Origin of the sequence: Nonomuraea rhodomycinica (genome assembly GCF_013363995.1) — a bacterium.
Classification (GTDB): domain Bacteria; phylum Actinomycetota; class Actinomycetes; order Streptosporangiales; family Streptosporangiaceae; genus Nonomuraea; species Nonomuraea rhodomycinica.
The window spans coordinates 192,955-205,790 of record NZ_JABWGO010000004.1 but is presented as its reverse complement, the minus strand read 5'-3'; the positions used below and the strand labels follow the sequence as shown (position 1 = coordinate 205,790).

General features: G+C 72.5%; 12 protein-coding genes. 8 read left to right on the top strand and 4 right to left on the bottom strand.

Features of this window, described 5'->3' with window-relative positions:
- Nucleotides 1–29: 29 nt before the first annotated feature.
- On the bottom strand, nucleotides 30–911 hold the full coding sequence (locus tag HT134_RS19640; RefSeq protein ID WP_175601877.1) for a polysaccharide deacetylase family protein: 882 nt from the start codon (nucleotides 909–911) through the stop codon (nucleotides 30–32).
- Nucleotides 912–913: 2 nt separating this feature from the next.
- On the bottom strand, nucleotides 914–1,963 hold the full coding sequence (locus HT134_RS19635) for an asparaginase (RefSeq protein WP_175601876.1): 1,050 nt from the start codon (nucleotides 1,961–1,963) through the stop codon (nucleotides 914–916).
- A 172-nt stretch (nucleotides 1,964–2,135) separates the two neighbouring features.
- Here HT134_RS19635 and HT134_RS19630 point away from each other — a divergent pair, with 172 nt between their 5' ends.
- From HT134_RS19630 to idi, 5 genes are all read left to right on the top strand, one after another.
- Nucleotides 2,136–3,191 (top strand): LacI family DNA-binding transcriptional regulator, encoded by a 1,056-nt coding sequence (locus tag HT134_RS19630; protein WP_217708099.1) that lies wholly within the window; start codon nucleotides 2,136–2,138, stop codon nucleotides 3,189–3,191.
- A gap of 319 nt (nucleotides 3,192–3,510) precedes the next feature.
- A complete protein-coding gene (locus HT134_RS19625) occupies nucleotides 3,511–4,437 on the top strand; it encodes an aromatic prenyltransferase (protein ID WP_175601875.1) in 927 nt (308 codons plus the stop codon).
- Between the two features lie 29 nt (nucleotides 4,438–4,466).
- Nucleotides 4,467–5,258 (top strand): class II aldolase/adducin family protein, encoded by a 792-nt coding sequence (locus HT134_RS19620; protein WP_175601874.1) that lies wholly within the window; start codon nucleotides 4,467–4,469, stop codon nucleotides 5,256–5,258.
- Complete coding sequence (locus HT134_RS19615; protein ID WP_175601873.1) at nucleotides 5,258–6,454, top strand: cytochrome P450; 1,197 nt, start codon at nucleotides 5,258–5,260, stop codon at nucleotides 6,452–6,454. The genes HT134_RS19620 and HT134_RS19615 overlap by 1 nt, the downstream gene beginning before the upstream one ends.
- Nucleotides 6,447–7,055, top strand: a complete 609-nt coding sequence (gene idi / locus HT134_RS19610) for an isopentenyl-diphosphate Delta-isomerase (protein ID WP_175601872.1) — start codon at nucleotides 6,447–6,449, stop codon at nucleotides 7,053–7,055. The genes HT134_RS19615 and idi overlap by 8 nt, the downstream gene beginning before the upstream one ends.
- A gap of 33 nt (nucleotides 7,056–7,088) precedes the next feature.
- Here the strand turns inward: idi and HT134_RS19605 are convergent, their stop codons facing one another.
- Together HT134_RS19605 and HT134_RS19600 are read right to left on the bottom strand one after the other, a co-directional pair.
- Nucleotides 7,089–8,438, bottom strand: a complete 1,350-nt coding sequence (locus HT134_RS19605) for a 6-phospho-beta-glucosidase (RefSeq protein ID WP_175601871.1) — start codon at nucleotides 8,436–8,438, stop codon at nucleotides 7,089–7,091.
- Between the two features lie 34 nt (nucleotides 8,439–8,472).
- Entirely contained in the window at nucleotides 8,473–9,231 is a 759-nt protein-coding gene (locus HT134_RS19600; RefSeq protein WP_175601870.1) for a DeoR/GlpR family DNA-binding transcription regulator, read from the bottom strand.
- A gap of 133 nt (nucleotides 9,232–9,364) precedes the next feature.
- Here HT134_RS19600 and HT134_RS19595 point away from each other — a divergent pair, with 133 nt between their 5' ends.
- From HT134_RS19595 to HT134_RS19585, 3 genes are read left to right on the top strand one after another with little or no spacing between them, the layout of a single operon-like run.
- A complete protein-coding gene (locus HT134_RS19595) occupies nucleotides 9,365–10,555 on the top strand; it encodes a carbohydrate kinase family protein (RefSeq protein ID WP_175601869.1) in 1,191 nt (396 codons plus the stop codon).
- A 4-nt stretch (nucleotides 10,556–10,559) separates the two neighbouring features.
- A complete protein-coding gene (locus HT134_RS19590; protein ID WP_217708098.1) occupies nucleotides 10,560–11,945 on the top strand; it encodes an extracellular solute-binding protein in 1,386 nt (461 codons plus the stop codon).
- A gap of 2 nt (nucleotides 11,946–11,947) precedes the next feature.
- The gene (locus tag HT134_RS19585) at nucleotides 11,948–12,826 is read left to right on the top strand and encodes a carbohydrate ABC transporter permease (RefSeq protein ID WP_175601868.1); all 879 of its coding nucleotides are present in this window, start codon (nucleotides 11,948–11,950) and stop codon (nucleotides 12,824–12,826) included.
- Nucleotides 12,827–12,836: the final 10 nt, after the last annotated feature.

Genomic DNA, 12,836 nt, shown 5'->3' with positions numbered 1-12,836 from the left:
CGGAGAGCGTGGTGGGGGGTCGCGCCGCGCTAACGCCGGCGCGGGAAGCGGGTCTTGTAGTCGTCGGCGATCTCGTCGAAGGTGGCCCAGCGCACGCCCTCGTGGCCGCTGATGTACTCGATGAGGCGCTCGTGCATGAGCAGGCTCTGCGGCCGGCCGGACACGTCGGGGTGGATGGTCATGGTGAACACCGCGTAGTCGCACTCGCGGTACACCCAGTCGAACTGGTCGCGCCACATCTCTTCGAGGTGGCGCGGGCTGACGAAGCCGTGACTGTTCGGGCTGGCCTTGACGAACATCATGGGAGGCAGGTCGTCGAGGTACCAGTTGGCGGGGATCTCGACCAGGTCGGTCTCCTCGCCCCGCCGCAGGGGCTTCATCCACTCCGCCGCCGGCCGCGAGTAGTCGATCTTCGTCCAGGCGTCGCCCACGCGGACGTAGTAGGGGCTGAAGTCGTCGTGCATGAGCGAGTGGTCGTACTTGATGCCCCGCTCCAGCAGCAGCTCGTTGGTGACGGGCGAGAACTCCCACCAGGGCGCGACGTAGCCGGTCGGCCGGCGGCCCGCGTACCGCTCGACCAGGTCGATGCAGTGGTCGAGGACCGCGCTCTCCTGCTCCCGGCTCATCGCGATCGGGTTCTCGTGGGAGTAGCCGTGCACGCCGATCTCGTGGCCGCCGTCCACGACCATGCGGGTCTGGTCGGGGAACGTCTCGATGGAGTGGCCGGGGATGAACCAGGTGGTGCGCAGGTCGTACTTCTCGAACAGGCGCAGCAGGCGCGGGGTGCCGACCTCGCCGGCGAACAGGCCGCGCGAGATGTCGCACGGGGAGTCCTCCCCGCCGTACGAGCCGAGCCAGCCGGCGACGGCGTCGACGTCCACGCCGTACGCGACGAGAATCTCCTTGGGCATGGTCACTTCGTCCTTTCGGTCGAGTCTTCGGTGGGATCGCCGGGCCGGGTGCGGCCCGTGGCGGTGGCCGCGCCGGTGCGCGCGGCGAGTTCCGCGCGCACCCGGGCGGGGTCGCGGTGGCAGCCGAGCAGGGCGTCGAGCAGCACGCGGGCCTGGGGCGCGCGCAGGATCCCGGTGGGGATCGCGCCGGCCGCGACGAGGTCGGCGCCGCCGCCGTTGCCGTAGAGGGCGGCGACGGGCCCGGCGTCCACGCGGGTGGACAGCGCCACGACGACGCCGGCCCCGGTGAGCCGGGCCACCTCGGCGGCGACGGCGGGGTTGGCGTTGCCCGCGCCGAGCGCCTCCAGCACGATGCCGGTGGCGCCCGCGTCGGCCGCCGCGCGCAGCGCGCCGGCGTCGCAGCCCGGGTAGAGGGCCACGATGTCGGTCCGGACGCCGTCCAGGTCGTACCCGCCGAGGTCGAGCGGCTCGGGCCGGGACGGCGTCAGCGTGATGTCCACCTCCCCGGCCCGCACGCGCCCAAGCGGGCCGCCGTCGGGCGCGGAGAACGCGGCCGGGGCCAGCGTGTGGGTCTTGCGGGTGCCGCGGGCGGCGTAGACGCGGCCGTCGAAGCAGATCAGCGCGCCCAGGCCGCGCGCTGCGCCGGACGCCGCGACGGTGATCGCGTCGGCGAGGTTGCGCGGGCCGTCGCCGTCCACGGCGTCGGCGGGGCGCTGCGCGCCGGTGAAGACGACCGGCCGCGGGTCGGCGTGGAAGAGGTCGGCGAGGTAGGCCGTCTCCTCCATCGCGTCGGTGCCGTGGGTGACGACGACGCCCCGCACGTCCGGGTCGGCGAGGGCGTCGCGGACGGCCAGGACGACCTCACGCATGTCGGCCGGGGTGAACAGGTAGCTGCCGGCGCACAGCACGTCCACGCCGTCCACCTCGACCCCGGGATCGGCCGGGAGCCGGCCGAGGAGCTCGCCCGCCCCGTCCTTGGCGAGGCCCACTCCCTGCACGTCACGGCGGGTGGCGATGGTCCCTCCTGTGGACAGGACGATGACCTTGGACACGCGACGGCCTCCTCGAAAGCGCGGTTACCCAAACGTTTGGGCCAAACGTTTGGTAGCATCTGACCTGCGCCTACGTGATGTCAATAACTCCGCGTTAAAATCAAGAAAACAGCCGGCCGCCCGCCGCGGCGCACGAACAGGCGAGCCCGAGTTCACCGGAGGCCGAGGGGCATTGGGTGCGAAGAAGGCGCGACCGGTAACCCTGCAGATGATCGCCGACCAGCTCGGCCTGCACGTCTCCACCGTGTCGCGGGTCCTCCACGCCAAGCCCGGCGAGGGGCTGCGGGCGGCGTCCAGCCCGACCGTCGAGCGGGTCCGCAGGCTCGCCGACGAGCTCGGCTACCAGCGCAACCCCCATGCCATGAGCCTGCGCACGCAGCGCAGCAACCTCATCGGCGTCCTGGTCCCCCGCCTGTCCGACGTGGTCCTCGCCACCATCTACGAGGGCATCGAGGAGGCCGCCGCCGAGCACGGCCTGTCCACGTTCGTCACCAACACCCGCGACGTCCCCGAGGTCCAGCGGGCCCGCACCGAGATGGTCCTCGGCCGCCGCGTCGACGGCATGATCTTCGGTGACGCCCACTCCGACTCGGGCTTCCTCGACGAGGTGGCCGCGCGGGGCGTGCCGTTCGTGCTGGTCAACCGGCGCGCCGGCGGGCATCCGGCGGTCGTGTGCGACGACTACCTGGGCGGCCGGATGGTGGCCGAGCACCTGCTGGAGCAGGGGCACCAGGACGTCGCGGTCGTGGCCGGCGAGCCGTACGCGAGCACCGGCGTGGACCGCACGGGCGGCTTCGCCGACCGCTTCCGGGAGGCGGGGCTGCCGATCCCCGAGCACCGGATCGTCCACTCCCGCTTCGACGCCCAGGGCGGGCGCGCGGGCACCGAGCGGCTGCTCGCGACCGGCCCGCTGCCCTCGGCCGTGTTCGTGGTCAACGACTTCGGCGCGATCGGCACGATCGGCGCGCTGCGCGACCACGGGCTGCGGGTCGGGGCCGACATCGCGGTCGTGGGCTTCAACGACACGCCGCTGGCCGCCGAGCTGCCGGTGCCGCTGACCACGGTCCGCTCCCCGATGCGGGAGATGGGCCGCCGGGGCCTGCGGCAGCTCGTCCGCGTCCTCGCGGGCGAGCCGGGCGAGACCGAGCTGCTGCGGCCCGAGCTGATCGTCCGCGCGTCCAGCGACCGCGCGCAGTACGAGCGGCTGATGGCCAAGGTGGCCGGCTGACGCCCAAGAGGGCGATTTTTCGTGAGCACGGCTCACGGTAATTTCCGACCGGACGCCGAGCGAGATGGACCGTTCCGGCTCACCCATGGTCAGTAAATAAACGCGCTGAGCAGTCATTCGGCGTGTTTACCTGCCCCTTGACGGTGAGCGGAATCCGTCCTTAGGATCTCGCGGAGAGACCACGGTCTCGTGTCATTCCCCTGTTTCGCCACTGCAATTTCGCACATTTCCCACGCGCCCGTGCGGGCTTTTTCACGCCCGCGAAACAATGCGGCGCGAAATGGTTGCCGTTTGCGTCATGGAGCTAGGGAGACGCCCTATGGGTCAGACCGTGTCCTTCTCGGAATCGCTGTTCCTGGACGACATCAAAAGAACCGCCGCCGCGCTCGGCGCGCGTTACGAGGAAGACCTCACCCGCAAGGTGCTCGACACCTTCGGCGACGGGTTCCGCGACGGCGCCACCGTGTGGAAGACCACCGGCCGCCCCGGCGACCATCTGTGCTACCGGTTCTTCGCCCGGGCGCGCAACGACACCGTCGCGACCGCGCTGAAGGCCGGCCTGCTCGCGGAGGAGTCGGGCGCCACGCGCCTGATCCGCGACTGGACCGAGGCACAGGGCGGCGCCGCCACGCAGTCGTGCGACTTCGACGCCGCCAACGGCCTGGCCAAGACCTGGCTCTACCTGGGCGGCATGCGGCCGGCCGAGGACGTCCTGGGCCCGTCGTTCGTCCCGGCGGCCCTGCGCGGGCACCTGGACGCCTTCCGCGCGGCCCGGCTCGACTACCTCCGCTTCGTCGCGGTCGACCACCGCCACCAGAGCGTCAACCTCTATTTCCGCACCCGCGGGCCCATCACGATGGACCGCTGCGCCGAGATCCTCCGCCTGGTGGACGCCGCGCCGCCGGACGAGGCGCAGCTCGCCGACATCCGGGCATTCGTGCCCGAGGATTTCTGTGTCGCCGTGACCGCCTCGATGACCACGGGCGCGCTCGAACGGTGTTGTTTCTACGCGTTGAAGCTGCCCCCCGGACGATTTCCCGCGATTCCGGAACGCATCGCGCAGTTCTTCGCCGAGGCCCCCTCCTATGACGACACCACGGTCAACGCCGTCGGCTGGTCCTTCGGGCGCCGGGGCGGCACGTACATCAAGGCGGAGAAGGGCTACCTCGGCGACATGTCGGCGCTTCTCACGGACTGGGACTGCTATTTCAGCGGCAGCACGCAGAAAGACCCGGTCCTCGGCTGAACCGTCACGCATTCGGAGGGAAATCCACGATGACGACGCCACAGAAACTCCCGCCGGAAGACCTCTTCCTGAAGCCCCCGGTGTTCACAAGCCTCGCCGAGGAGCGCCGCCACCGTAAGGAACGGCTCGCCGCCACCATGCGGATCTTCGGACGCCTCGGCTACGAGGAGGGGCTCGCCGGGCACGTCACGGTGCGCGACCCGGAGACGCCGGATCACTACTGGGTCAACCCCATGGGCATCCCCTTCGCCCACATGACCGTGGACAACCTCGTCCTCGTGGACGGGGACGGCGCGATCGTGCAGGGGCGGCACCAGATCAACCTGGGCGCGTTCAACATCCACCGGGAGATCCACCAGGCCAGGCCGGACGCCGCGGCGGTCGTGCACACCCATTCCATCCACGGGCGGGCCTTCTCCGCCCTCGGCCGCCCGCTGGACCCCATCACCCAGGACGCCTGCCCGTTCTTCGAGGACCACGCCCTGTTCGAGGACTACACGGGCATCGTCCTCGACGGCGAGGACGGCAGGAGGATCGCCAAGACCCTCGGCCCGCACAAGGCGGTCATCCTGCGCAACCACGGGCTGCTCACGGTCGGCGAGACCGTCGACGCGGCCGCCTGGTGGTTCGTCGCGATGGACCGGTGCTGCCACGCCCAGTTGCTCGCCCAGGCGGCCGGCCCGCTCACCCTCATCCCGCCGGAGATCGCCCGCCTGACCCGGCAGCAGATCGGCAACCACCTCATCGCCTGGAACAGCTTCCAGCCGATGTACCTGCAGATCGCGCAGAGCGACCCCGATCTGTTCGGTTCCGGCGACTGATGCGCACCAGCGAGCTGGTCGACCTCGAACCCCTGCTCACCGCCTCCTCCGGACCCTTGTGGACCCGGCTGCGGAAGCTGCCCGACGGGCTGCGGACGGCGCGCCTGGGTGAGGCGCTGGTGCTGCTGCGGCACGCCGACGGGCGCGCCGTCCTCGGCAGCCGGGCGTTCGAGCAGGGGATCCTGGAGGACCTCGGGTCCGGCCTGGACCCCCGCTACGTCGCGCGGCGCCGCCGGTCGTTGCTGCACCTGAGCGGGGCCGAGCACGCCCGGATGCGGCGCCTGGCGTCGCCCGCCTTCAAGCCGGCCGCGATCGAGCGGATGCGCCCGCTGATGCGCCGGACCCTCGGCGAGCTGCTCGACCGGACGATCCCCGGTCCGGTCGTGGACGCCGTCGCCGCGTGGACCCACCCGTACCCGATCCCCGTCATCTGCTCGGCCCTGGGCATCCCGGCGGCGGACCTGCCCCTCTACTCCCGCATCGCCGACGCTTGGACGCTGGCGTTGTTCGACGCGAGCGCGGTGCCGGCGGGCCTGGCCGCCCATGACGAGCTCGACGCCCACGTGCGGCGGCTCGTCGAGGCGCGCCGGGCCGAACCCGCGGACGACCTCATCACCGATCTGATCCGGCAGCAGGAGGACCTCGGCACCGAGGACCTGACCGCGCTCGTCTCCGCGCTCATCATGGCCGGGACCGACACGACACGGCTCCAGCTCGCGAGCTGCCTGGAGTTCCTGGCCGGGCGCCCCGACCTCTGGGCGGCGCTCAAGCGGGACCCCGGCCTGCTCCCGGCGGCGGTGGAGGAGATGGCCAGGCTCGCCCCCGTCGCGAGCTTCCTGCGCCGGGTCGCGACCGCCGACACCACCGTCAACGGCCTGGACATCCCCGCCGGCACCAGGATCGTCCTCGCCGTCCCCGCCATGAACCGGGACCCCGACGTCTACCCCGACCCCCACGCCTGCGACCTGGACCGCCCGGCGACCGCGGCGACCCTCAGCTTCGGCGGCGGCGCCCACTACTGCCTCGGCGGCCAGCTCGGCCGCGTCGAGATCCAGGAGGCGCTGGGCACGCTCCTGGACCGGGTCTCCCGCCTGGAACCCGCGGGCCCGCCGTCCTGGAGGCCGCCGCGATCGTTGCAGGGCCCCGCCCGGCTCCCGATCCGCTACGAGCGAGAACGAGGATCGAACAGTGCATGAGGCAACAGCGCACGAGGAGAGAGTCGTCCTGCTGGATCCCGAGGGTCAGGCGATCGGTTCGGCCGCCAAGCTGTCCGCCCACCATGCCGACACGCCGTACCACCTGGCGTTCTCCTCCTACATCGTGAACGCCGCCGGGCAGGTGCTCATCACCCGCAGGGCTGCGGGCAAGAAGACCTTCCCCGGCGTGCTCACCAACAGCTGCTGCGGCCACCCCGCCCCCGGGGAGGGACTGAAGGAGGCGGTGGCGCGGCGGGTCAGGACCGAGCTGGGCATCACGCTGCGCGAGGTGACCGTGATCCTGCCCCGCTTCTCCTACCGGGCGGTCGCCGACGACGGGACGGTCGAGCACGAGTTGTGCCCGGTCGTCCGGGCGACCGCCTCGGACGAGCGGCTCTCGCTCAACCTCGACGAGGTCTCCATGGCCGCCTGGCTCTCCTGGGAGGAGTGCCGGGAGCTGGCCGGGCACAGCGAGAGCTCGCCGTGGTTCCGGTTGCAGATGGAGCAACTGGAGTGCCTGGGCCGCCCGGCGCAGTGGCCGGAGGCGCCGGAGTCCGCGCTGCCCCCGGCGCTCGCCCACCGGAGCGGGCTGGTCCGCTAGGGCGGGCCCGGCCGCCGGAGCCGGGCCCGGCTGTCAGAGCAGCCCGCCGTCCAGCACCTCGGCGAGCTGCGGGACCCGGGCCCGGTAGCCGTCGAGGAGCCGGCGGGCCGTGCTCACCGAGTCGACCAGCGGGTGCAGCGCGAACGCCTCGACCGCCAGCCGCGACGAGCCCGACAGGGCGGCCTCGATGGCCGTCTGCTCCACCGCCTTCACCTGCTGGACCAGCCCGAGGAAGCGCCCGGGCAGCGGCCGGGTGGCCAGCGGCCTGACCCCCGAGCCGTCCACCGCGCACGGGATCTCGACCACCGCGTCGGCGGGCAGCCCGGGCACGGCCGCGCCGTTGCGCACGTTGAGGATCATGGTGGTGGGCTCGCCCCGGGCGATGGCCGCCATGAGCGCGAGCGCGATGCCCTCGTAGCCGCCGGCCTCCAGGTCGGCGGCGTCGCGCTCGCCGGCCTCGGTGACGTCGCGGGCCTCGGCCATGTACGACTCGTCACGCTCCCTGCGCGCCCTCGTCCACTCGGCCAGTGCCTGGCCGGGCCGCTCGCGGACCGCCGCGTAGAAGCGCTCCTGCTGGCCGAGCAGCGACTCGCCGCGGGTGCGGCCCGAGGTCGCGGCGATGGCCTCGCGGGTGAAGTAGTAGTAGTACAGGTACTCGTTGGGCAGCGCGCCCAGGCCGCGCACCCAGTCGGCGCCGAAGATCCGCGCCTCCTCCACCTGCCGCAGCGCCCCGTCGTCGGCGAGCAGCTCGGGCAGCACGTCGCGGCCCTGGTGCGACAGCCCGCGCAGCCAGCCGAGGTGGTTGAGCCCCACGTAGTCGGGCGACACGCGGGCCGGGTCGAGCCCGAGGGCGGCGGCGGCCCGCCGGACCAGGCCGATCGGCGAGTCGCAGATGCCGATCACCCGCTCGCCCAGGACGCGGCGCATGGCCTCGGTGACCATGCCGGCCGGGTTGGTGAAGTTGATGACCCACGCGCCGGGGGCGAGCGCGGCGATCCGCTCGGCCACGCGCACCGCGACCGGGATCGTGCGCAGGCCGTAGGCGACGCCGCCGGGCCCGGTGGTCTCCTGGCCGAGCACACCGAGGTCCAGCGCGACCCGCTCGTCGGCGGTGCGGCCCGCCAGCCCGCCGACCCGGATCGCGGAGAAGACGAAGTCGGCCCCGCGCAGCGCGGTGTCGAGGTCGGTGGTGACGCGCACCACGGGAGGGTCGTCGTGGCCGGCGGCGAGCTGCTCCAGGACGTGACCGATGGCCTCCAGCCGCTCGGGCGACACGTCGTACAGCACCACCTCCTCCACGCGGGGCTTGCCGGCGTCGCGCAGCAGCGCGCCGTACACGAGGGGGACCCGGAAGCCCCCGCCTCCCAGAACGGCCAGTCTCATCCGATCTCCTCACCGCCGGACCTCGCTCCGGCGCTCACGCGAGCAGGACCTCGACGCCGGCGTCCGCGCAGGCGCGCAGGGTGGACGCGTCGGCGCCCTCGTTGGTGACGAGCACGTCGATGTCCTCGGGCCCGCACACCCGAAGGGCGCCCGTCCCGGGGAACTTGTGCCGGTCCACCAGCAGCACCACCTGGCCCGCCGCGGCGATCATGGCGCGCTTCAGCGGCACCTCGGCGAGCGTCGTGTCCACCAGCTGGCCGTCCGCGCGGACCCCGCTCGCCCCCAGGAAGACCCGGTCGGCGCAGACCTGCCCGAGCGCCTCCTCGGTGAGCACGCCCACCAGCGAGTGGTACGGCCGGCGCAGCATGCCGCCGAGCAGCAGCAGCTCGACCACCGGGTCGTCGCGCAGCACGTCGAGGACGGCGAGGCTGGAGGTGACCACGGTGACGCGGCGCCCGCGCAGGCAGCGGGCCAGCCGCATCGTGGTCGTGCCGATGTCGAGCAGGACGACGTCGCCGTCGCCGACGAGCCCGGCGGCGCGCGCCGCCACGGCCTCCTTGTCGTGCTCGTCCACGGCCGCCACCTCGGCGAAGGGCCGGTCGGTGTCGGCGTCGGCGCCGGCCAGGGCGCCGCCGCGCACGCGCCTGAGCGTGCCGTCGCGGTCGAGCACCTCCAGGTCGCGGCGGATGGTGGACGGGCTCACGCCGAGCTGGGCCGCCAGGTCACGGACACTGGTCGCCCCCGAGAGCCGGACTCGGCGCATGATCTCCGCATGCCTGAGGTGCTGGAGCACGATCGGATTCTAACAGTCAAACGCGCGCATGAACGAGCATCTTCTACCAATTGCTCGCACCAAAACACTTGATGTCTGCGAGTAAACATGCAAGATTGCGCACATCTCGTACTGTCGAGGAGGTCTCTTACCCGTGTCTGCCCAGGCCTACGACCCTCTCGCCGATCTGCGGAGCCCCGAGGCCCCGCAGTTCGACGTCTTCCTCGCGGGCACCGTGTTCCTCGACATCGTGTTCACCGGTCTGCCCGCCATGCCCGCCGCCGGCACCGAGACGTGGGCGGAGGGCATGGGCTCCTGCCCCGGAGGCATCGCCAACCTCGCCATCGCCACCAGCCGGCTGGGCCTGCGCACGTCGCTGGCCGCCGCGTTCGGCGACGACGACTACGGCGACTTCTGCTGGCGCACCCTCGCCGAGCAGGAGGCGGTGGACCTGTCGAAGTCGCGCCGCTTCGACCAGTGGCACACGCCGGTGACGGTCTCCATGGCCGTCGACCGCGACCGGAGCATGGTGACCCACGGCCACCCCGCGCCCATGTCGGCCTCCGAGATGATCGGCAAACCGCCCCGGTCCCGGGCCGTGATCGTGACGCTCTCCACGGAGGAGCCGCTCGGCGCGCCACCCGGCACTGCGTGCAACTGGGCCGAGCTGGCCCAGCGCGACGGCGCCCTGATCTTCGCCGACGTGGGCTGGGACCCGTCGGGCGCCTGGTCGCCGTCGCTGCTCGACCAGCTCGCCGTCTGCCACGCGTTCATGCCGAACGCGGTCGAGGCGATGGCCTACACCGGCACCGACAACCCGCGCGACGCCCTCTACAGCCTCGCCGACAAGGTGCCGCTGGCCGTCGTCACCGACGGCGCCAACGGCGCCATGGCCATCGACTCGACCACCGGCGAGGAGGCGTACGTGCCCGCCCCCCGGGTGCGCGCGCTCGACCCGACCGGCGCGGGCGACGTCTTCGGCGCGGGCATCGTGCTCGGCACGCTGTCCGGGTGGCCGCTGGCCGACCGGCTGGCCTTCGCCGGAGTGTGCGCCGGGCTGGCCGTCCAGCAGTTCGGCGGGTCGCTGGCCGCCCCCGGCTGGGGCGACATCGCGGACTGGTGGCACGAGGTGCGCGGCGCGGCCGGGCGGGGCGGCGCCTACGGCGACTCGCTGGCCCGCCGCTACGCCTTCCTCGACCGGCTCGTGCCGACCGTGCCGGTGGGCGCGGTGCGCCGGGCCGCCGCCACGATCGCCCGGCACGCCGACCTTGAGCCGCCCGCCCCGGCGGACCCCACCGAGCCCGAGGTACCGGCCGCGCAGCGCGTGCCCGCTCAGAAGGAGTAACACCATGATCATGGGCCGTAGCCCCCGCGGTCCGCGGACGTTCGCCGTGCTCGCCGCCGGCGTCCTGGCCCTCGCCGCCACCGCGTGCGCGCCCGGGTCGTCGGCCCCGCCCGCGCCCTCACCGGCCAAGACGGCCGCCTCGGCGGTGCGCACCGACGCCGCCTCCCTCGGCGACGTGACGCTCACCGTCTGGGACCAGGAGGTGCGCGGCGGTCAGGCCGCCCAGATGAAGCAGCTCAACGCCGCGTTCGAGGCCAAGTACCCCAACATCAAGCTGAAGCGGGTGTCGCGCTCGTTCGACGACCTCAACACCACGCTGCGCCTGGCGCTGAGCGGCAACGAGCCGCCGGACGTGGTGGAGGCCAACAACGGGCGCTCGTCGATGGGCCAGTTCGTCAAGGCCGGCCAGCTCCTGCCGCTGGACGCCTACGCCGACGCGTACGGCTGGAAGACCCGCTACCCCGACTCGGTGCTGCGCTACTCGCGCTACAGCGCCGACGGCAAGGTGTTCGGCGAGGGCAACCTGTACGGCCTGCCCCAGGTCGGCGAGGTCGTCGGCGTCTTCTACAACCGGGCCAAGCTCACCAAGCTCGGCCTGGAACCGCCGAAGACGTGGGCCGACTTCCAGGCGGCGCTGGAGAAGGCCAAGGCCGGGGGCGAGGTGCCGATGCAGCTCGGCAACCTCGACAAGTGGCCCGCCATCCACGTGTTCGGCACCGTGCAGGGCCGCCACGTGCCCGCCGGCCAGATCTCCACGCTCGCCTTCGGCCGCAAGGGCGCCTCCTGGACCACGCCCGAGAACGTCAAGGCCGCCGAGGAGCTGGTCGGCTGGGTGGACAAGGGCTACTTCGAGCCGGGCTTCAACGGGCAGGGCTACGACCCGGCCTGGCAGGCGTTCGGCAAGGGCAAGGGCGTCTTCCTCATCGCGGGCACCTGGCTGCTGGCCGACCTGGAGAAGGCGCTTGGCAAGGACCTCGGGTTCATGCTGCCGCCCGGCGCCGCGGCCGGCGCCCCTCCCGTCACGACCGGCGGCACCGGCCTGCCGTTCGCGATCACGGCCAAGAGCCCGCACCCCGACGCGGCGGCGGCCTACATCGACTTCATCACCAACGCCGACGCCATGAAGGTGCTCACCTCCACCGGCAACCTGCCGGTCGCCGACACCGCGCAGCAGAGTGTCCAGGCCGGTCCGCAGCAGGACGTCTTCACCGCGTTCGGCGCCGCGACCAAGGACGACGGGCTGGTGCCGTACCTCGACTACGCCACCCCGACCTTCGCCGACACGCTCGGCGCGGCGCTGCAGGACCTGCTGGCCAAGAAGGCCACGCCGAAGGAGTTCCTCGACACGCTGGAGAAGGACTACAAGACCTTCGCCGAGAGCAACGGGTGAGCATGGGCCGACCTCCGGGGGAGCCCGGCCGCGTCGCCTACCTGTACCTGCTGCCGGCGTTCGTCCTCTACGCGGCGTTCCTGCTCTACCCCATCGGCCGCGCGGTGCAGATCTCCCTGTACGACTGGGACGGTCTCACCCTCGGCCGGTGGGCGGGCCTGGACAACTACACCGCGATCCTGTCGGACGAGCGGCTGCGGGCGGGCTTCGGCCACGCGCTGGTGCTGATCGTGTTCTACGCGGTGATCCCGCTGGCCATCGGGCTGACGCTGGCGGCGATCCTCAACCACGCCAAGGTGCGCGGGCTCGGGTTCTTCCGGACCGTGGTGTTCCTGCCGCAGGTGGTGGCCATGGTCGTGGTGGCCGTCGCCTGGCGGCGCGTGTACGCGCCCGACGGCACCCTGAACGCGCTGCTCGGCGCGCTCGGCCTGGACGGGCTGACTCGGGGCTGGCTGGGCGACCACACGTTCGCGCTGCCGGCGGTCGGCGTCGTGGGCACGTGGTTCGAGAGCGGCCTGGTGACCGTGCTGCTGCTGGCCGGGATGAGCCGCGTGCCGATGGAGCTCTACGAGGCGGCCCGGCTCGACGGGGCCGGCGCGGTCAGGGAGTTCTTCGCGGTCACGCTGCCGTCGGTGCGCGGGGAGATCGCGGTCGCGCTGACTTTGACGGTGATCGCCGCGTTGCGGACGTTCGACCTGGTGTACGTCACCACGCGCGGCGGGCCCGGCGACTCGACGTCGGTGCCGTCGTTCGAGGTCTACCACCGGGCCTTCGGGCTCGGCCAGGTCGGCTCGGCGGCGGCGATCGGCGTGACGCTGACCGTGGTCATCTTCGCGATCTCGTTCGCGATCAACCGGCTGGCCGACAAGGGGACGACGTGAGCGCGGACGT

Bases quoted from the DNA above. Each gene is read 5' to 3' on its own strand.
- HT134_RS19640 (WP_175601877.1), bottom strand. From the start codon at position 911: ATGCCCAAGGAGATTCTCGTCGCGTACGGCGTGGACGTCGACGCCGTC.
- HT134_RS19625 (WP_175601875.1), top strand. From the start codon at position 3,511: ATGGGTCAGACCGTGTCCTTCTCGGAATCGCTGTTCCTGGACGACATC.
- HT134_RS19620 (WP_175601874.1), top strand. From the start codon at position 4,467: ATGACGACGCCACAGAAACTCCCGCCGGAAGACCTCTTCCTGAAGCCC.
- HT134_RS19615 (WP_175601873.1), top strand. From the start codon at position 5,258: ATGCGCACCAGCGAGCTGGTCGACCTCGAACCCCTGCTCACCGCCTCC.
- HT134_RS19605 (WP_175601871.1), bottom strand. From the start codon at position 8,438: ATGAGACTGGCCGTTCTGGGAGGCGGGGGCTTCCGGGTCCCCCTCGTG.
- HT134_RS19590 (WP_217708098.1), top strand. From the start codon at position 10,560: ATGATCATGGGCCGTAGCCCCCGCGGTCCGCGGACGTTCGCCGTGCTC.
- HT134_RS19585 (WP_175601868.1), top strand. From the start codon at position 11,948: ATGGGCCGACCTCCGGGGGAGCCCGGCCGCGTCGCCTACCTGTACCTG.